This window comes from Streptomyces sp. NBC_00448 (assembly GCF_036014115.1).
GTDB lineage: Bacteria > Actinomycetota > Actinomycetes > Streptomycetales > Streptomycetaceae > Actinacidiphila.
Window position 1 is genome coordinate 6861449 of sequence record NZ_CP107913.1, and the last position, 19478, is coordinate 6880926.

The 19478-nt window shown below is 71.9% G+C and carries 16 protein-coding genes; all 16 read left to right on the forward strand.

Annotated elements, in window-relative coordinates; genetic code table 11:
- Positions 1-151 precede the first annotated feature (151 nt).
- The 16 genes from OG370_RS29665 to atpB all read left to right on the forward strand — a co-directional run bounded on the left by OG370_RS29665 (position 152) and on the right by atpB (position 19422).
- Positions 152-655, forward strand: coding sequence for a response regulator (locus OG370_RS29665; RefSeq protein WP_328469590.1), 504 nt, complete (start codon positions 152-154; stop codon positions 653-655).
- 140 nt (positions 656-795) lie between these two features.
- On the forward strand, positions 796-1980 hold the full coding sequence (nrtL, locus tag OG370_RS29670; protein WP_328469592.1) for an ArgS-related anticodon-binding protein NrtL: 1185 nt from the start codon (positions 796-798) through the stop codon (positions 1978-1980).
- A 153-nt stretch (positions 1981-2133) separates the two neighbouring features.
- Positions 2134-3525, forward strand: a complete 1392-nt coding sequence (gene lysA / locus OG370_RS29675) for a diaminopimelate decarboxylase (RefSeq protein WP_328469594.1) — start codon at positions 2134-2136, stop codon at positions 3523-3525.
- A gap of 539 nt (positions 3526-4064) precedes the next feature.
- Positions 4065-5414, forward strand: coding sequence for a homoserine dehydrogenase (locus OG370_RS29680; protein WP_328469595.1), 1350 nt, complete (start codon positions 4065-4067; stop codon positions 5412-5414).
- A gap of 34 nt (positions 5415-5448) precedes the next feature.
- Entirely contained in the window at positions 5449-6513 is a 1065-nt protein-coding gene (gene thrC, locus OG370_RS29685; RefSeq protein WP_328474518.1) for a threonine synthase, read from the forward strand.
- A 573-nt stretch (positions 6514-7086) separates the two neighbouring features.
- Positions 7087-8010 carry a homoserine kinase gene (thrB, locus tag OG370_RS29690; RefSeq protein ID WP_328469597.1) on the forward strand — a complete coding sequence of 308 codons (924 nt, stop codon included), beginning with the start codon at positions 7087-7089 and terminating at the stop codon, positions 8008-8010.
- Between the two features lie 362 nt (positions 8011-8372).
- Positions 8373-10421 carry a transcription termination factor Rho gene (rho, locus tag OG370_RS29695; protein ID WP_328469599.1) on the forward strand — a complete coding sequence of 683 codons (2049 nt, stop codon included), beginning with the start codon at positions 8373-8375 and terminating at the stop codon, positions 10419-10421.
- Between the two features lie 256 nt (positions 10422-10677).
- Positions 10678-11850: an LCP family protein gene (locus OG370_RS29700; RefSeq protein WP_328469601.1), complete on the forward strand. Its 1173-nt coding sequence runs from the start codon at positions 10678-10680 to the stop codon at positions 11848-11850.
- A gap of 211 nt (positions 11851-12061) precedes the next feature.
- Complete coding sequence (gene rpmE / locus OG370_RS29705) at positions 12062-12286, forward strand: 50S ribosomal protein L31 (RefSeq protein WP_202236258.1); 225 nt, start codon at positions 12062-12064, stop codon at positions 12284-12286.
- Positions 12287-12425: 139 nt separating this feature from the next.
- Positions 12426-13505, forward strand: a complete 1080-nt coding sequence (prfA, locus tag OG370_RS29710; RefSeq protein WP_328474520.1) for a peptide chain release factor 1 — start codon at positions 12426-12428, stop codon at positions 13503-13505.
- A gap of 13 nt (positions 13506-13518) precedes the next feature.
- On the forward strand, positions 13519-14364 hold the full coding sequence (gene prmC, locus OG370_RS29715; RefSeq protein ID WP_328469608.1) for a peptide chain release factor N(5)-glutamine methyltransferase: 846 nt from the start codon (positions 13519-13521) through the stop codon (positions 14362-14364).
- An 84-nt stretch (positions 14365-14448) separates the two neighbouring features.
- Positions 14449-15096 (forward strand): L-threonylcarbamoyladenylate synthase, encoded by a 648-nt coding sequence (locus tag OG370_RS29720; RefSeq protein WP_328469610.1) that lies wholly within the window; start codon positions 14449-14451, stop codon positions 15094-15096.
- Entirely contained in the window at positions 15093-15773 is a 681-nt protein-coding gene (locus OG370_RS29725) for an arsenate reductase/protein-tyrosine-phosphatase family protein (RefSeq protein WP_443060767.1), read from the forward strand. Before OG370_RS29720 ends, OG370_RS29725 begins: the two co-directional genes overlap by 4 nt.
- A gap of 474 nt (positions 15774-16247) precedes the next feature.
- A complete protein-coding gene (locus OG370_RS29730) occupies positions 16248-17579 on the forward strand; it encodes an MraY family glycosyltransferase (protein ID WP_328469612.1) in 1332 nt (443 codons plus the stop codon).
- Positions 17580-17868: 289 nt separating this feature from the next.
- The gene (locus tag OG370_RS29735) at positions 17869-18330 is read left to right on the forward strand and encodes a hypothetical protein (protein ID WP_328469614.1); all 462 of its coding nucleotides are present in this window, start codon (positions 17869-17871) and stop codon (positions 18328-18330) included.
- A gap of 285 nt (positions 18331-18615) precedes the next feature.
- Positions 18616-19422, forward strand: coding sequence for a F0F1 ATP synthase subunit A (gene atpB, locus OG370_RS29740; protein ID WP_328469616.1), 807 nt, complete (start codon positions 18616-18618; stop codon positions 19420-19422).
- Positions 19423-19478 lie beyond the last annotated feature (56 nt).

Consider the following 19478-nt stretch of genomic DNA (forward strand, 5'->3'; position numbering starts at 1 on the left):
AAGAACATTAGCAGGTTGGGGAGGGTGGACGTGTACGGGGTTTCGGGGGTGCGGGGGGAGGGCGGGTGGGTGGGGGCCGGGTTCACCCGTCGCGGGGAAGAAATGGGCAAAACGCGGACGCATCGCGAGGGGGGCGCCTACGATTTCGGGTGTGGCGGGAGCGTCCGGCCGGGTGCTTGTTGTCGATGACAACAGGGTGATCCGGCAACTGATCAGGGTCAACCTGGAGCTGGAGGGCTTCGAGGTGGTGACCGCGGCTGACGGTGCCGAGTGCCTGGAGATCGTGCACTCGGTGCAGCCGGACGTGGTGACGCTCGACGTGGTGATGCCCCGGCTGGACGGAGCGCGGACCGCGATGCGGCTGCGGGCGGACCCGCGGACGCGGCAGGTGGGCATCGTGATGATCAGCGCGGGGAACCTGCCGGAGGCGGTCAGTGGGCCCGGCGGGGTCGACGCGTATCTGGCGAAGCCGTTCGAGCCCGCGCTGCTCGTGGAGACGGTACGTCGGCTGGTCCGGCGCGGCCCCCGCCCGGCCGAGGCGCCGGAGGAACCCGGGCCGCCGTCCGGAGTGCCGGGGGAGCGCCGCGCGGACCAGCCGCCCGACCAGCCCCAGGACCAGGCCGCCGCCACCTCCGGACCCGGCTCCGGCGCCTGAGCGCACCTCACCGTGCCTCATCGCACCCCCGCGGCACCTCGTACGAGCACGTACGCGCACACCCGCACCGTGCCCCGGCCCACACGCCGGGCCGTAAACCCGCTCGCCTCCCCACCCCCTCCCTCGCCTACGCTTTTCCCGTGACCCCCGCCGAGCTGTCCCGCACCGTCCTGACCACGGTGCGCCGTGCCGTGGACGCGGCCGAGCTGGCCGTGGAGGTGCCCGAGAAAGTGGTGGTGCAGCGGCCGCCCCGCCCCGGCTGCGGGGACTACGCCACGAACGTGGCACTCCAGCTGGCCGGGCCGGCCGGACGCACCGCCCGGGAGGTCGCGGAGATCCTGCGCCGCCGGCTCGCCCGGGAGCCCGGCATCGCGGGCGTGCAGATCGCGGGCGCCGGCTTCCTGAACATCACGCTCAGCTCGCGCGCGTACGACGTGGTGGTGCGCAGGGTCCGCGAGGAGCGCGAGAGATACGGGTACGGCGACGGGCTCGCCGACGAGCGGGTCACCGTGGCCGCGACCGACGGCGCCGTACGCGGCACGCTCGTCGCGGAGGTGGCGAACGTCCTGCTGCGGGCCGCCGGCGCACGCCCGGCCGCCCCGGACACCCCGCCCGAGCCCCTCGAAGTCGCCGAACCGGCCACCCCCGCCGATCTCAGCGTCACCCCCGCCGATCTCAGCGCGGCCCCCGCCGAACTCAGCACCGGCCGCACCGCCCCCCTCACCCTCGCCACCCTCGAATCCGCCCTCGGCCGCGACGCCGCCCGCTGGGCCCTGCTCCGCCCGCCCGCCGAGGACGTCCCGCGCCTGGACGCCCCCGCCCGCGCCGCCCTGCTCGCACAGCGCGAGGCCAACCCGCTGTTCCGGGTCCGCTACGCCCACGCCCGCACCCGCGCCCTGCTCCGCAACGCCCACGACCTGGGCATGCCGGCCGACGGCGAGGCGGACACGGCGGACACGTGTACGGTCGAAGAGGCCGGCCCGCATCCCGCTCCGGTCGACGGCGGCGGCCCTTCGCCGGCGTCCCCGGGCGTACCGAGCCCTTCGCACCACCCCGCGGAGACCGAACTCCTCGGCCTGATCGCCGACTTCCCGCGCGTGGTGGAGAGCGCCGCCCGCCGGCGGGGCCCCGACCGGGTCGCCCGGCACCTGGAGCGGCTCGCCGACGCGTTCGCCCGGTTCCACGACGAGTGCGGCGTACTGCCGAAGGGCGACCAGAAACCCTCGGCCGTCCACGCGGCCCGGCTCCGCCTCACCGACGCGGCGGGGATCGTGCTCGCGGACGGCCTGCACCTGCTCGGCATCAGCGCCCCCGACCGGATCTGAAGCCCCGACCGACCGATCTGAACGCCGGACCGGGCCTGACCGAACCCCCGCCCTGGCCCGACCGAACCCCGGACCGGGTCTGGCCTGACCCCGGCCGGACGTGGACCCCGACCGACCTGAACCCCCGCCCGCACGCCCCGAGGAAGTCCCGAAGTGAGCCGTTCCGCACACCCCGCCGGCCCCCGCCACGCCGATGTCCTGCCCGAAGGGCACTACGCCGGCCCGCCCGCCGACCTCAACTCCCTCGACCCGCGGATCTGGTCGCGCACCGTGACCCGTAACGCCGACGGCGTCGCGGAGGTCGCAGGGCTGGACGTACGCGACCTCGCCGCCGAGTACGGCACGCCCGCGTACTTCCTGGACGAGGCCGACTTCCGGGCCCGGTGCCGCGCCTGGCGGTCGGCCTTCGGGCACGAGGCCGACGTGTTCTACGCCGGCAAGGCGTTCCTCTCCCGCGCCGTGGTGAAGTGGCTGCACGAGGAGGGCATGAACCTCGACGTCTGCTCGGGCACCGAACTCGCGGTGGCGCTGGCGGCGGGGATGCCCGCCGAGCGGATCGCGCTGCACGGCAACAACAAGAGCTCCGCGGAGATCGAGCGGGCGGTGCGCGAGGGCGTCGGCCGGATCGTGCTGGACTCCTTCCAGGAGATCGCCCGGGTCGCCGCGGAGGCCACCCGGCAGGGCCGCCGGCAGCGGGTGCAGATCCGGGTGACCGTCGGGGTCGAGGCGCACACCCACGAGTTCATCGCGACCGCGCACGAGGACCAGAAGTTCGGCATCGGCCTGGCCGACGGGCAGGCCGCCGAGGCGGTGCGCCGGGTGCTCCGGCTCGACAGCCTCGACCTGGTCGGCATCCACAGCCACATCGGCTCGCAGATCTTCGACATGGCCGGGTTCGAGGTGGCCGCCCGCCGGGTGGTGTCGCTGCTGGCCGAGGTCCGCGACGAGCACGGCGTGGAACTGCCGGAGATCGACCTCGGCGGCGGCCTGGGCATCGCGTACACCCCGGAGGACGACCCGCGCGAGCCGCAGGAGATCGCGAAGGCGCTCGGCGAGATCGTGGCGCGGGAGTGCGACGCGGCGCGGCTGACCCCGCCGCGGCTGTCGGTCGAGCCGGGCCGGGCGATCGTCGGGCCGACCGCGTTCACGCTCTACGAGGTCGGCACCATCAAGCCGCTCGACGGCCTGCGGACGTACGTCAGCGTCGACGGGGGCATGTCCGACAACATCCGCACCGCGCTCTACGACGCCGAGTACAGCGTCGCGCTGGTCTCGCGCACCAGCACCGCCGAGCCGATGCTGGCGCGGGTGGTCGGCAAGCACTGCGAGAGCGGGGACATCGTGGTCAAGGACGCGTTCCTGCCGGCCGACCTCGCGCCGGGGGACCTGATCGCGGTGCCCGCGACCGGGGCGTACTGCCGGGCGATGGCCAGCAACTACAACCACGCGCTGCGGCCGCCGGTGGTCGCGGTCGCGGACGGGCAGGCGCGGGTGATCGTCCGCCGCGAGACGGAGGAGGACCTGCTTCGCCTCGATGTCGGCTGACCCCTTGCGGGGGTGCCCCTGACCCTCCGGGGTGGGTGGTTCTGCCGGCTGAGGGACCACCTGTCGGTGGGCGGTTGCTCGCGCCGTTCCCCCCAGAGCCTCGCCTGTGCTTCGCCTGGGTGGGGGCGCCCGCGGCGGAGCCAGGGGGAGTGCCCCCACGCGCACCTGAGTGTGTGCGGGTCCCTCCGCGACGAGAGGGTCACCAGCAGGGGGTGCGGCAACCGCGCGCCAGGATGAGGCCGGCGCGGCAGCGGTGGGCTACCAGGGCGTGCGGAGACGGAAGTTGCGGTGGGCGCCGCCGGTTGCCCACGCAATTCGTGGAAGATCGCCGGGCGGGCGGAAGATCTCAAGGTTCGCCCGGGCGGTCTCGCGATCCGGACAGGGCGTGGATTCTCCCGTCCGGTGCGTGAGACTGGACTTTTCAACGAGGTACGGGCGCGCCCGCGCCCGACCGCGCGAGAGCCTGCTCGCGCAGCCCGGCCCGGCGGGATCGGCCGGACGGTTCGACGAGTGAGACGTTTGACGAGAGACGAGGTCGGATGATGCGTACGCGTCCGCTGAAGGTGGCGCTCCTGGGGTGCGGTGTGGTCGGCTCCGAGGTCACGCGCATCATCACGACGCAGGCGGACGACCTCGCCGCGCGGATCGGTGCCCCGATCGAGCTGGCCGGGATCGCGGTCCGCCGCCCCAACAAGGTGCGCGACGGCGTTCCCGCCGAACTGCTCACCACCGATGCCACCGCGCTGGTCAAACGCGGCGACATCGACGTCGTGGTCGAGGTGATCGGCGGTATCGAGCCGGTCCGCACCCTGATCACCACCGCGTTCGAGCACGGCGCCTCGGTGGTCTCGGCGAACAAGGCGCTGCTCGCCGCCGACGGCGCGAGCCTGCACGCCAAGGCCGTCGAGCACGGTGTCGACCTGTACTACGAGGCCGCGGTGGCCGGCGCGATCCCGCTGATCAGGCCGCTGCGCGAGTCGCTGGCCGGCGACCGGGTCAACCGGGTGCTGGGCATCGTCAACGGCACCACCAACTTCATCCTCGACAAGATGGACTCCACCGGCGCCGGCTACAGCGAGGCGCTGGACGAGGCCACCGCGCTCGGTTACGCCGAGGCCGACCCCACCGCCGACGTGGAGGGCTTCGACGCCGCCGCGAAGGCGGCGATCCTGGCCGGCATCGCCTTCCACACCCGCGTCACCATCGACGACGTGCACCGCGAGGGCCTGACCGAGGTGACCGCCGCCGACATCGCCTCCGCGCGCAAGATGGGCTGCACGGTCAAGATGCTCGCGATCTGCGAGCGCAGCACCGACGGCCGCTCGGTCACCGCCCGAGTGCACCCGGCGATGATCCCGCTCAGCCACCCCCTCGCCTCGGTCCGCGAGGCGTACAACGCCGTCTTCGTCGAGGCGGAGGCGGCCGGCCGGTTGATGTTCTACGGTCCTGGCGCCGGTGGCGCGCCCACCGCCTCCGCCGTTCTCGGCGACCTGGTGACGGCCTGCCGCAACAAACTCGCCGCTACCATCGGAGCAGGCGAGTCCGCGTACACGCGACTGCCGGTCAGCCCCATGGGGGATGTGGTCACCCGTTACCACATCAGCCTTGACGTGGCGGACAAACCGGGCGTCCTGGCTCAGGTCGCGACGGTGTTCGCCGAGCACGACGTGTCGATCGGCACGGTGCGCCAGCAGGGCAGGAACCAAGGCAGCGGCGACGACGCCGCCGTCGAGCAGAGCGGTGGCGGGCAGCGCGAGGGCGGCGAGGCATCGCTCGTCGTCGTCACCCACCGTGCGACGGACGCCGCCCTCTCGGCGACCGTCGCCAGTCTGCGCGAACTCGACACCGTACGCGGCGTGGCCAGCATCATGCGCGTGGAAGGGGAGTAGCACCGTTATGAACGTCAAGGTCGACCAGCTCCGAATGTCCGGCACCCACCAGTGGCGGGGCATCATCGAGGAGTACCGCGACCGCCTGCCGGTGGGCGTGGACACCCCGGTGGTCTCGCTGCTGGAGGGTGGCACTCCGCTCGTGCCGGCCCAGGTGCTCTCCGAGCGCACCGGGTGCGACGTCCTGCTCAAGGTCGAAGGGGCCAACCCCACCGGGTCCTTCAAGGACCGCGGCATGACCATGGCGATCTCCAAGGCGAAGGAGGCCGGCGCCCAGGCGGTCATCTGCGCCTCCACCGGCAACACCTCCGCCTCCGCCGCCGCGTACGCGGTACGGGCCGGGATGGTCTGCGCCGTGCTGGTGCCGCGGGGCAAGATCGCGCTCGGCAAGATGGGCCAGGCGCTGGTGCACGGCAGCCGCATCCTCCAGGTCGACGGCAACTTCGACGACTGCCTCGACCTCGCCCGCGGTCTCAGCGAGAAGTACCCGGTCGCGCTGGTCAACTCGGTGAACCCGGTGCGGATCGAGGGGCAGAAGACCGCGGCGTTCGAGATCGTGGACGCGCTCGGCGACGCGCCCGACATCCATGTGCTCCCGGTGGGCAACGCGGGCAACATCACCGCGTACTGGAAGGGCTACCGCGAATACGCCGCCGACGGCTTCGCCAGCCGCACACCGCGGATGTGGGGCTTCCAGGCGGCCGGTTCGGCCCCGATCGTCAACGGCGCGCCGGTGCGCGAGCCGCAGACCATCGCCACGGCGATCAGGATCGGCAACCCCGCGTCCTGGCAGCTCGCCGAGCAGGCCCGCGACGAGTCGGGCGGCCTCATCGAAGCGGTGACGGACCGTCAGATCCTCGCGGCCTACCGGCTGCTGGCCGGCAAGGAGGGCGTCTTCGTCGAGCCCGCCTCCGCCGCGTCCGTGGCCGGCCTGCTCAAGGCCGTGGACGAGGGCCGCGTCGATCCCGGCCAGCGCATCGTCTGCACGGTCACCGGGAACGGGCTCAAGGACCCCGACTGGGCCGTCGCCGGCGCCCCCCAGCCCATCACGGTCCCCGTCGACGCGGACGCCGCCGCGACGGAACTGGGCCTCGCCTGAACCTGATGGACCAGGGAACCCCCTCCCCGGGCGGGGGTTCCTTGCGGAAGACGGCAACTCACCAGGGGCGGTGGGCATCGTCGCGGTGGACGGCAACTCACCAGGGGCGCGTGGGCGCCGTCGCGGAAGACGGCAACCACCCAGGGGCGCGGGGAACCGCGCGACCGGCCACGGCGGTGGCGCGCCGGGCCCGCAGGCCCAGCCCCCGCGGCGAGCTCGCCGGACCACCGGCAGTGGTGGGCCGGTCGCGTAGTTCCCCGCGCCCCTACGGAGTTGCCGTCCTCCGCGACGGCGCCCCGCCCGGGCAAGGGGCACTGTCGTCCCGCGAAGCACCCCTCTGGCACCCCCTCCCCATAGGTCACTTCCGTAAGGGGCGCACGCCGCGAAGGCGACACGCATCACGCGCGGTCCGTGCGCCCTATGTCGCGGGGGAACCTTGTTTCGATAGGCTTACCCCAGCGGCGCAATCGCGCCGAGTTCCGGCTGATGCCGCCGCATCGCCATTTCCCGCCTCGCCGCCTGGCAACGGAGCCACGCCCGCAGGGCGTACGCACCAAGGAGATTCGTCGAACGATGGCCGGTCCAGCGTTTCGCGCCGCCGCAGTACGAGTGCGCGTCCCCGCGACCAGCGCGAACCTCGGCCCGGGCTTCGACGCGTTCGGCCTCGCGCTGGGGTTGTACGACGACGTGGTGGTGCGCGTCGCCGACTCCGGTCTGCACGTGGACATCGCCGGTGAGGGTGCCGACACGCTGGCGCGCGACGAGAAACACCTGGTGGTCCGTAGCCTGCGCACCGCTTTCGACCTGCTCGGCGGCCAGCCGCGCGGCCTGGAGGTGGTCTGTGCGAACCGCATTCCGCACGGCCGCGGTCTGGGGTCGTCGTCCGCCGCCATCTGCGCGGGCATCATGGCCGCCCGCGCGGTGACGATAGGCGGCCCGGCGGGGCTGGACGACACGGCCCTGCTGGAGTTGGCCACCGAGATCGAGGGGCACCCCGACAACGTCGCGGCGTGTCTGATGGGCGGCTTCACCGTGGCCTGGACCGACGGCGGGGCCGCGCGGGCGGTCCGGATGGAGCCGGCCGGGTCGCTGGTTCCGGTGGTCTTCGTGCCGGGGGTGCCGGTGCTGACCGAGACCGCCCGCGGGCTGCTGCCCCGTACCGTTCCGCACGTCGACGCCGCGGTGAACGCGGGCCGGGCGGCGCTGCTGGTCGAGGCGTTGACCAGGCGCCCCGAGCTGCTGCTGCCCGCCACCGAGGACCGGTTGCACCAGGACTACCGGGCGCCGGCGATGCCGGAATCCCTCGCGCTGGTGAACCGTCTACGCGCGGAGGGCGTCCCTGCTGTCGTATCGGGTGCCGGGCCGACCGTGCTCGCGCTCACCGACGAGGGCGCCGCGGACAAGGTCTCCCGGCTCGCGGGTGACGGCTGGGCGGCCAACCGCCTGGCGTTGGACGCCGCCGGGGCGAGTGTCCTGCCGCTCGCAGGTGGGCAGTGACACGATTGCCGGTCGAAGAGAGGGGGAATATCTGTTGGACCGGGTAGTGTTAACCTCAAGCCAGCATTCGCCGCCCTTTGGGCGCGATGGGCTGTGTCCCCGCAGTGGGACCGCACTTTCTCCGGGAGCCTCCCACACCGTATAGGCAGCCAGTCCGGGTCGGCCGGACAGCCTGTCCGGGAAGTGTCGAGCACGCTCCGGATTCGGTACGAGTTCTCTCCCGTGCCGAGAGCATCTATGTATTTCTGCCGCCATCAGGCAGACCACCGCCCCGGGTCGAAGCAGCGGGAACGCCAGACCCGGTCAGCACGACCGGTCGCCGAGCCAGACAGGCCGACGCCCGCTCCAGGGAAGGACCCTTCGTGAGCGACACCACCGATCTGATGGGCGTGCGCGCAGACAACACTGTCGCCGCGTCCGAAGCCGCCGCGCCTGCCACCGGTGCTGCCACGGCCGCACGGCGCCGCCGGTCCGGGACCGGCCTGGAGGGCATGGTCCTGGCCGAACTCCAGCAGGTCGCCGCAGGTCTCGGTATCAAGGGCACCGCGCGGATGCGCAAGGGCCAGCTCATCGAGACGATCAAGGAGCGCCAGGCCGGCGGCGGTGCCGCCGCGGCCGAGAAGCCCGCCGCCGCCACCGGCGCGCCGGCCGAGAAGCCCAAGCGCCGCGCCACCTCGCGGGCCCGGCTGGAGCAGGCGGCGGAGTCCGCCGAGGCCCCCGCGGCCGCCGCACCGGCCGCGAAGGAGCCGAAGGAGGCGAAGCAGCAGCAGATCGAGATCCCCGGCCAGCCGGCCGGCGAGAAGGCGAAGGCTGCCGCTTCCGCGAGCGAGCGGGCGCAGGGCGAGCGCGGCGCCGACCGTGCCGCCGAGGCCGCTGCCGACAGCGCCGAGGGCCGTGAGGCCAAGGGCTCCGAGGCCAAGGGCGGCGACGCCAAGCAGCAGGGCGGCGGGGACGACCGCCAGGAGCGCCAGCGCGGCCAGCGCGGTGACCGCCGCGAGCGGCAGCGCGACCGCCAGCGCAACCGCGGCGAGGACGGCGGCGAGGGCCAGCAGAGCGGCGGCCAGAGCCGCCGGGACCGCCAGCAGCAGGGCGGCGGCCAGGGTGGCGGCCAGCAGCAGCACCAGGGCGCCCAGCACCAGCAGAGCGGCCCGCAGGACGACGACGAATTCGGCGAGGGCCGCGGCCGGCGCCGGGGCCGCTACCGCGACCGCCGTGGCCGTGGCCGCGGGCGCGAGGAGTTCGGTGGCGGCGGCGAGCCGCAGGTCGCCGACGACGATGTGCTGATCCCCGTCGCGGGCATCCTCGACATCCTCGACAACTACGCGTTCATCCGCACCTCGGGCTACCTGCCGGGGCCGAACGACGTGTATGTCTCGCTCGCCCAGGTCCGTAAGAACGGCCTGCGCAAGGGCGACCACGTCACCGGCGCGGTGCGCCAGCCCAAGGACGGCGAGCGGCGCGAGAAGTTCAACGCGCTGGTCCGCCTCGACTCCGCGAACGGCATGGGCGCCGACTCCGGCCGCGGCCGTCCGGAGTTCAACAAGCTCACCCCGCTGTACCCGCAGGACCGGCTCCGGCTGGAGACCGACCCGGGCGTGCTGACCACGCGGATCATCGACCTGGTCTCGCCGATCGGCAAGGGCCAGCGCGGCCTGATCGTCGCCCCGCCGAAGACCGGCAAGACGATGATCATGCAGGCGGTCGCCAACGCGATCACCACCAACAACCCCGAGTGCCACCTGATGGTCGTCCTCGTCGACGAGCGGCCCGAAGAGGTCACCGACATGCAGCGCTCGGTGAAGGGCGAGGTCATCTCCTCGACCTTCGACCGGCCCGCCGAGGACCACACCACCGTCGCCGAACTCGCCATCGAGCGGGCCAAGCGGCTGGTGGAGCTGGGCCACGACGTGGTGGTGCTGCTCGACTCCATCACCCGGCTGGGCCGCGCCTACAACCTGGCGGCGCCCGCCTCCGGCCGCATCCTGTCCGGTGGTGTCGACTCGACCGCGCTCTACCCGCCGAAGCGCTTCTTCGGTGCCGCGCGGAACATCGAGGACGGCGGCTCGCTGACCATCCTGGCCACCGCGCTGGTCGAGACCGGCTCGCGGATGGACGAGGTGATCTTCGAGGAGTTCAAGGGCACCGGCAACATGGAGCTCAAGCTCGACCGGAAGCTCGCCGACAAGCGGATCTTCCCCGCGGTGGACGTCGACCCGTCCGGCACCCGCAAGGAGGAAATCCTCCTGGACCGCGAGGAGTTGGCGATCGTCTGGAAGCTGCGCCGGGTGCTGCACGCGCTCGACTCGCAGCAGGCGATCGAGCTGCTGCTGGACAAGATGAAGCAGACCAAGTCCAACGCCGAGTTCCTGATGCAGATCGCCAAGACCACCCCTGGCCAGAACAACGACTGACAGTAACCGCCAGGATCGGTCCGACCGCCCGCGTACCCCAGCTGACCTGGGGATACGCGGGCGGTCGCGGTTTTCGGCCCCCGTCGACTCCCCGTCGGCCCACTGCCCGCTCGCCCCTCGAATGGCGGCACCCGCACCCCGGGCGCACGATGGAACGTCTGACGTTACGGACATTCCCGGCGTCGGGAGCCGCGGGGCCGCACACCGGACCCGCGGGACGCCTGACGCCGGACGCTCAGGAAGCCGAGGTGCCGCCATGCCGGACGAGCAGCAGCCGCGGACCGGCTCCAGCCCCAGCGGGGCGGGAGTGGCCCGCCGACGCCGCCGGCGCACCCTGCACATCGTCGCCTGGACCGCGTCCGGAGTGGTGCTGCTCGGCGCGACCGGCGCCGGATACCTCTACCACCGGCTCAACGCGAACATCCACAGCGTCGACATCGACGGCGCCCTGGGCACCCACCGCCCGGCCCGGCTCGACAACGGCTCGATGGACATCCTGGTGCTCGGCTCGGACTCCCGCTCCGGCGCGAACCGCGCGTACGGCCACGACAGCGGCACCGCGCGCTCCGACACCGCGATGATCGTGCACCTGGCCAAGGGCCACAAGACGGCCAGCGTGGTGAGCATCCCGCGCGACACCCTGGTGAACCGCCCGGCCTGCACCGGCGCCAAGGGGGCCGTCGAGCCGGCCGGGCAGCAGGTCATGTTCAACACCGCCTACGAGGTCGGCGGCCCGGCCTGCGCGGTCAAGACCGTCGAGCAGCTCACCGGGCTGCGGATGGACCACTACATCGAGGTCGACTTCACCGGCTTCAAGAACCTCGTCAACGACCTCGGCGGGGTGCCGCTGACCACCACCAAGGCGATCCACGACGACAAGAGCCACCTGAACCTGACGGCCGGCACCCACACCCTCAACGGCGACCAGGCGCTCGGCCTGGTCCGCACCCGGCACGGCGTCGCCGACGGCAGCGACCTGGGCCGTATCCAGCTCCAGCAGGCGTTCATCAAGGCGCTGATCGACCGGATCGGCGGCCTGGGGCTGTTCAGCAGCCCGACGAAGCTGTTCTCGGTCGCCGACACCGCCACCAAGGCGGTCACCACCGACACCGGCCTCGGCTCGGTGAACAAGCTGACCGGGCTCGCCGAGAGCGTGCAGCACCTGCACTCCGGCGACGTGCACATGGTGACCCTGCCGGTGCGCTACGACCCCGCGAACCCCAACCGGGTCGAGCCGATCCAGTCGCAGGCCGACATCGTGTGGGCCGCGCTGCGCGCCGACAAGCCGATCCCGGCCGACGCCACGAAGGGCTCGGTCGCCGACCACGTGGACGCCGGCAAGGTGGTCGGCGGCAAGGCCACGGCGCCGGCCGCTCCGAAGCCGTCGGGGTCGGCCAGCTCGAAGCCGTCGGGTCCGACCTCGCCGTAGGCGTCCACCCCGGGCGCCGCGTCAGCCCCGTCCTCCCGGCGTCACCCTCGCGCGCACCGCGCTGACCTGCGAGGACGTCGCGGGAATTATCCGGGGCCGGACCTGGTTTTGGTAGCTGCGGCCAGTGCTGGCAGACTGGTCCGCTGGCCCCGGTTCACGCCCACGCAACCCGCATGAGCGACCCGGCGCCCTCCCGAACCTAGGAGCACCCTTGAAGCGCGAGATCCACCCCGAGTACGTAGAGACCCAGGTCACCTGCACCTGCGGCGCCTCGTTCACCACCCGTAGCACCGAGACCAGCGGCCAGATCCGCGCGGACGTGTGCTCCGAGTGCCACCCGTTCTACACGGGCAAGCAGAAGATCCTCGACACCGGCGGCCGCGTCGCCCGCTTCGAGGCCCGCTTCGGCAAGAACGCCGGGTCCGCCAAGAAGTAGCGACCCGACCAGCGCCGGTCTCCGGTCGCCCAGCCCAGGGTGACCGGACCGGCGCTTTGTCGTCCTCGCGTCCCAGCCGGCGGCGCCCGTCCCACGGCGGCCCGGTCCCAGGCAGCACCTACTCCTCCAGGAATACATGATGTTCGAGGCGGTCGAGGAACTGATCGGCGAACATGCCGACCTCGAAAAGCAGCTTGCCGACCCCGCGGTCCACACCGACCAGGCCAACGCCCGCCGGCTCAACAAGCGGTACGCGGAGCTCACCCCCATCATCGCCGCCTACCGCTCCTGGCGGCAGACCGGCGAGGACGCCGAGACCGCGCGTGAACTGGCCGCCGACGACCCGGAGTTCGCCGCCGAGGTCAAGGAGCTGGAGAAGCACCGCGAGGAGCTGACCGACCGGCTGCGGCTGCTGCTGGTGCCGCGTGACCCCAGCGACGACAAGGACGTCATCCTGGAGGTGAAGGCCGGCGAGGGCGGCGAGGAGTCCGCGCTGTTCGCCGGCGACCTGCTGCGGATGTACCTGCGGTACGCCGAGCGGGTCGGCTGGAAGACCGAGATCCTCGACGCCAACGCCTCCGACCTCGGCGGCTACAAGGACGTCCAGGTCGCCGTCAAGGCCAAGGCGAGCCACGAGCCCGGCCAGGGCGTGTGGGCCCGGCTGAAGTACGAAGGCGGCGTGCACCGGGTGCAGCGGGTGCCGGCCACCGAGTCGCAGGGCCGTATCCACACCTCTGCCGCCGGCGTGCTGGTCACCCCGGAGGCCGAGGAGGTCGAGGTCGAGATCAACCCCAACGAGCTGCGGATCGACGTCTACCGCTCGTCGGGCCCCGGCGGGCAGTCGGTCAACACCACCGACTCCGCGGTCCGGATCACCCACCTTCCCTCCGGCCTGGTGGTCTCCTGCCAGAACGAGAAGAGCCAGCTGCAGAACAAGGAGTCGGCGATGCGCATCCTGCGCTCCCGGCTGCTGGCCGCCGCCCAGGAGGAGGCCGAGCGCGAGGCGTCCGACGCCCGCCGCAGCCAGGTCCGCACCGTGGACCGCTCCGAGCGCATCCGGACCTACAACTTCCCGGAGAACCGCATCTCCGACCACCGGGTCGGCTTCAAGGCGTACAACCTGGACCAGGTGCTCGACGGAGACCTCGACCCGATGATCCAGGCGTGTGTGGACGCCGACTCCGCCGCGAAGCTGGCCGCGGCCGGCGACGGCAGCTGAGAAGGGGGCGGACGTGAACCTGCTGCTCGCCGAGGTGGCCCAGGCCGCCCAGCGACTCGCCGACGCGGGCGTGCCCTCGCCCCGCTTCGACGCCGAGGAACTGGCCGCGTACGTGCACGGGGTCAAGCGCGGCGAGCTGCACACCGTGGCCGACGCGGACTTCGACGCGCGCTACTGGGAGGCCGTCGCCCGCCGCGAGGCCCGCGAACCCCTCCAGCACATCACCGGCCGGGCCTTCTTCCGCTACCTGGAACTCCAGGTCGGGCCAGGGGTGTTCGTGCCCCGCCCGGAGACGGAGTCGGTGGTCGGCTGGGCCATAGACGCCGTCCGGGCCATGGACGTCGCCGAGCCGCTGATCGTCGACCTGTGTACCGGCTCCGGCGCGATCGCGCTCGCGCTCGCCCAGGAGGTGCCCCGGTCCCGGGTGCACGCCGTGGAGCTGTCCGAGCAGGCGCTGGAGTGGGCCCGCAAGAACGTCGCCGGCAGCAAGGTGGACCTGCGGCACGGCGACGCGCTGGCCGCCTTCCCCGAACTCAACCACCAGGTCGACCTGGTGGTCTCCAACCCGCCGTACATCCCGCTCACCGAGTGGGAGTACGTCGCACCCGAGGCACGCGACCACGACCCCGAACTCGCCCTGTTCTCCGGCGAGGACGGCCTGGACACCATCCGCGGCATCGAGCGCACGGCGCACCGCCTGCTGCGGCCCGGCGGCGTCGTCGTCATCGAGCACGCCGACTCCCAGGGCGGCCAGGTGCCGTGGATCTTCAAGGAGGACGCCGGCTGGGCGGACGCGGCCGACCACCCCGACCTCAACAACCGGCCGCGATTCACCACTGCCCGCAAGGCGACACCGTGAGAGCGCGGACCTCCGCCGGCAAAGCGGCACCGTGAACACAGCATCCCCCGCAACGGCGGCAGAAGAGCTAATGGAGGACTTCCCATGGCACGGCGATACGACTGCGCGGACGCGACCGACCGGGTCACCGGGCTGCGCGAGGCCACCTCGGCGGTCAAGCGCGGCGAACTCGTGGTGCTGCCGACCGACACGGTCTACGGCATCGGCGCGGACGCCTTCGACAAGGACGCGGTCGGCGACCTGCTGGAGGCCAAGGGCCGCGGCCGCTCCATGCCGTCACCGGTGCTGGTGGGCTCCCCGAACACGCTGCACGGCATCGTCACCGACTTCTCCGAGCAGGCGTGGGAGCTCGTCGACGCCTTCTGGCCGGGCGCGCTGACCCTGGTCACCAAGCACCAGCCGTCGCTGCGCTGGGACCTCGGCGACACCCGCGGCACCGTGGCGGTCCGGATGCCGCTGCACCCGGTCGCCATCGAGCTGCTCACCGAGACCGGCCCGATGGCCGTCTCCAGCGCCAACCTCACCGGCATGCCGTCCCCGCAGGACTGCGACGCCGCCCAGGGCATGCTCGGCGACTCCGTGGCGATCTACCTCGACGCCGGACCCACGCCCGCCGCCGTGCCGTCCTCGATCGTCGACGTCACCGGGAAGGTGCCGGTGCTGCTGCGGGCCGGTGCGATCAGCGCCGAGGAGCTGCGCAAGGTGGTACCCGACTTGGAGGAGCGCCGTTGACCACGCCCGACGGGCGTGCCATACGGGGGTTCACCACTGCGCCGACCGGAATCGGGGGAGGCGGCCACCCCGCTCACGCCCCCCTCGACGTGCTGCGCGTCCTGCACGTGTGCACCGGCAACGTCTGCCGCTCGCCGATCGCCGAGCGGCTGATGCGGCACGGCCTCGCCCAGCGGCTGGGTGCCGGCGCGGACGCCATCCTCGTGGAGTCGGCGGGCACCTGGGGCCACGAAGGGGCCCCGATGGAGGTGCACGCCGCGGCGGTGCTCGCCGAACACGGCGCGGACCCGGCCGAATTCACCGGTCGGGAGCTGCTCGACGACCACGTCATCGACGCCGACCTGGTGCTCACCGCCACCCGAGACCACCGGGCCCAGGTCATCTCGATGGGGCACGCGGCGGGCCTGCGCACCTTCACGCTCAAGGAGTTCACCCGGCTGGTGCGGGCGATAGACCCGGCCACGCTGCCCGACGGCAGCGTCACCGAGCGGGCCCGCTCGCTGGTCCGGGCCGCGGCTGCGCTGCGCGGCTGGCTGCTGGCGCCCAGCCCGGACGCCGACGAGGTGCACGATCCGTACGGCGCCCCGATCTCGTACTTCCGCAGCATCGGCGAGGAGATCCACGACGCCCTGGACCCGGTGGTGACCGCGCTCACCGGGATTCCGGCGACGGTCTGACCGGAGGACCGCGCTCACCGGGATTCCGGCGACCGTCTGACCGGCAGACCGGCCCCACCGCCGCACTGCAACGGCCCCACCGCACTGCAACCGCCCCACCGCCCCGTCGCACGGCCCCACGGCCGCCCACGGGCCGATCGTTCGACCGCCTGACCCGCTCCGGCGGTCCGTGATCCGACTGCCGTCGGGCTGCGGCCGGACCGTGATCTTGGTCGCTCTCCCGGCGCCGCGCGAATCCTCCCGCGCCCGGGGCCGACCGCCGCCTCGCCGCCGACCTGCGGTTTCTGCGGTCACCGCGGCCGGGCCGATCTCTTTACCTGCCCACAACGGGCCATCTGCAACCGTCCGGGCCGCCTGTGAGTCTCGATAGGTGTTCGCCGTCCCGGCCCGGCCACCACTAGGGTGTGACGCTGTGAAGATCCCCCGGACGTGTGCGCGTGCCCGCCGCACCCCCGAATACGTCGGAGGCTGCCTGTGCGCGAGTATCTGCTGACCCTGTGCGTCTCCGCCGCCGTCACCTATCTGCTGACCGGCCCGGTGCGGAAATTCGCGATCGCGGCCGGCGCGATGCCCCCGATCCGCGACCGCGACGTGCACAAGGAGCCGACCCCCCGGCTGGGCGGCATGGCGATGTTCGGCGGGCTGTGCGCGGGGCTGCTGGTCGCCGCGCACCTCAGCAACCTCTCCGGGGTCTTCAAGCTCTCCAGCGAGCCGCGGGCGCTGCTCTCCGGGGCCGGGCTGATCTGGCTGCTGGGCGTGCTGGACGACAAGTGGGGCGTGGACGCGCTGATCAAGCTCGGCGTGCAGATGATCGCCGCCGGCGTCATGGTCTTCCAGGGGCTGGCCATCCTGTGGCTGCCGGTGCCGGGCTTCGGCACGATCATCTTCACCCCGGTGCAGTCCACGCTGCTCACCGTCGCGCTGGTGGTGATCACCATCAACGCGGTCAACTTCGTGGACGGCCTGGACGGCCTGGCGGCCGGCATGGTGTGCATCGCGTCCATCGCGTTCTTCATGTACGCCTACCGCATGTGGTACGGCTACGGCATCGAGCAGGCCGCGCCCGCGACGCTCTTCTCGGCGATCCTGATCGGCATGTGCGTCGGCTTCCTGCCGCACAACATCCACCCGGCGCGGATCTTCATGGGCGACTCCGGCTCGATGCTGATCGGCCTGGTGCTGGCGTCCGGCGCGATCTCGATCACCGGGCAGGTCGACCCGGACGCCATCACCGACTTCACCGGGTCCACCCGGCAGACCGTGCACTTCATGGTGCCGGTCTACATGCCGCTGCTGCTGCCGCTGACGATGATCGCGATCCCGGCCGCGGACCTGGTGCTCGCGGTGGTCCGCAGGACCTGGCGCGGCCAGTCGCCGTTCGCCGCCGACCGCGGGCATCTGCACCACCGGCTGCTGGAGTTGGGGCACACGCACAGCCGCGCGGTGCTGATCATGTACTTCTGGGCGGCGCTGTTCGCCTTCTCCGCGGTGGCGTTCTCGGTGAGCTCCTCCAGCCTGTGGATCGTGCTGGTGATCGTGGCGCTGAGCGCGATCGGCCTGGTGGTCCTGCTGCTGCCGGCCTTCCGGCCGCACGCGCCGCGTTGGGCGGAGTCGGTGGTGCCGCCGCGCTACCGCCGCAGGCGCCGCCGGCTAGCGGCCGCCGCGGCCGCGGCCGAGCGGGAGATGCGCGGCCCGGACCGGCCGGCGCTCAACGGCTCGACGGCGGTGGGGGATCGGCCCCGGCTGCCGGAGCGGTCCGCGCCCACCACCACCCACCCCGCGCCCACCGCCAACAGCGGCCGGTGAACGGTAGTCGATCAACAACGCGCCGTAATCGGTCGTTTCCCGATCGAGGGACAACTCAGGTAAATAGGACGGCGTGTTGCTACCTCCTGTGTGTGACAGGCAGCACATCTTCATGGTAAAGACCGCATCAAATACTTTGTGATACCGTTCACGAAAGCAGGGAACGCGCCGAAAGACCTTGAGAGAGACGGTCTTCCGGCGAGAGGCACACCCTCGCTGCCGTCCCGCCTCGCCCCGCTCGTCTCCGACGACACCCGCTCGCCCCAACTCCCGCCGGAGGAGCCGCCCCATGCAGCCCAACGACGCCCGGATTCTCCGGGGCTCGGCCCTCGCGGCCGGACCCGTCGGAGTCATCGCCATTGTTGTCAGCGCCCTCGTCGCAGGCGAGAAGGGCCTGCTCGGCGGTGTGGTGGCGGTTGCCGTGGTCGCTGTCTTCTTCGCGCTCGGCTCGTGGGCGCTGATGCGGATCACCCAGAACCAGCCCCAGTTGGCGATGTCCGCCGGGATGCTGGTCTACGCCGTGCAGATCCTGCTGATCGGCGTCTTCATCGTCGTCTTCAAGAACACCAGCGCTTTCAACGGCCGCGCGTTCGGCCTGACCCTGCTGGTCACCGCGCTCGCCTGGGTGGGCGGGCAGGTCAAGCAGTCGCTGACCAGCCGGATGCTCTACGTCGATCCCGAACCCTCGGTCCCCGCCGCACGGAAGCAGGAGGCGGACGCGGTCGGGACGGGGTCGCGCGATGCTACGTAAGGGGAGGGTAAGGGGCCTTCATCCAGGTCTGCTATCGTCCGAAGTCGCATCCGGACGTGAGGGCCCCTCGCACATGCAGAGGGTCAAGCCCCCGCGCCCTGCGGTGTATTCGGAACCGGAACCGCACTGGCGGCACGGAAGACGGATGCCCGCGACGCGATGCGGGCTCTCAGCGGACCGAGCGAGCTTCGCCACGCCCTACCCGCAGTGCCGAACAGCGGCCCCACCAGCCGCGCTGACACACAAGGTTGCCGTTACTTATGCGTCACGACGAAGGAGTCACGGGTGAGTGCCCACACGCTGCTCGCTGAAGCTGGATGCCACATCCAGCACGGTTGCGCATTCCCCGCTCCGGGTCTCAACTCGTTCGACTTCAAGCCGATCTTCAGCATCGGCAGCTTCGACTTCACCAAGCCGATGCTGCTCGCGATCATCTGCATGCTGCTCGTCGTCGGATTCTTCTGGGCCGCGTTCAGCAAGCCGAAGCTCGTGCCGGGAAAGCTGCAGCTGGTCGGTGAGATCGGCTACACCTTCGTGGCCCGCAGCATCGCCCGCGAAGTGATCGGCAAGAAGGGCGACAAGTACGTCCCCTTCCTCGCGTCGATCTTCTTCTTCGTGTGGTTCATGAACATCATGTCGATCATCCCGGTCGCGCAGTTCCCGCCGATGTCGCGGTTCGCGTTCCCGGTCGCGCTGGCCGCGCTGGTGTTCATCACGTACATGTACCTGACCTTCAAGACGCACGGCTTCCGCGGCGGCGTCAAGAACCTGGTCTGGATCCCCGGCCTGCCCAAGTTCCTGGTCCCCCTGATCGTGCTGCTGGAGTTCATCCAGAACGTGATCACCCGCCCGTTCACCCTCGCGGTGCGGCTGTGGGCCAACATGTTCGCCGGCCACATGCTGATCGTGATGTTCAGCGTCGCAAGCTGGTACCTGCTGACCCCCTCGTTCCTGTCGGCGGTCGCCGGCGGTTCGTTCGTCCTGGCAGCCGGTATGACCGCCTTCGAGGTGCTGATCCAGTTCCTCCAGGCGTACATCTTCACGCTGCTCGCCTCGATCTACATCAGCGGAGCGCTTGAAGAGGGTCACTGACCCCCCACTCGCCCCAATCGGACCCTCCACTGGGAAGCACCCCAGCGGACCGCAAC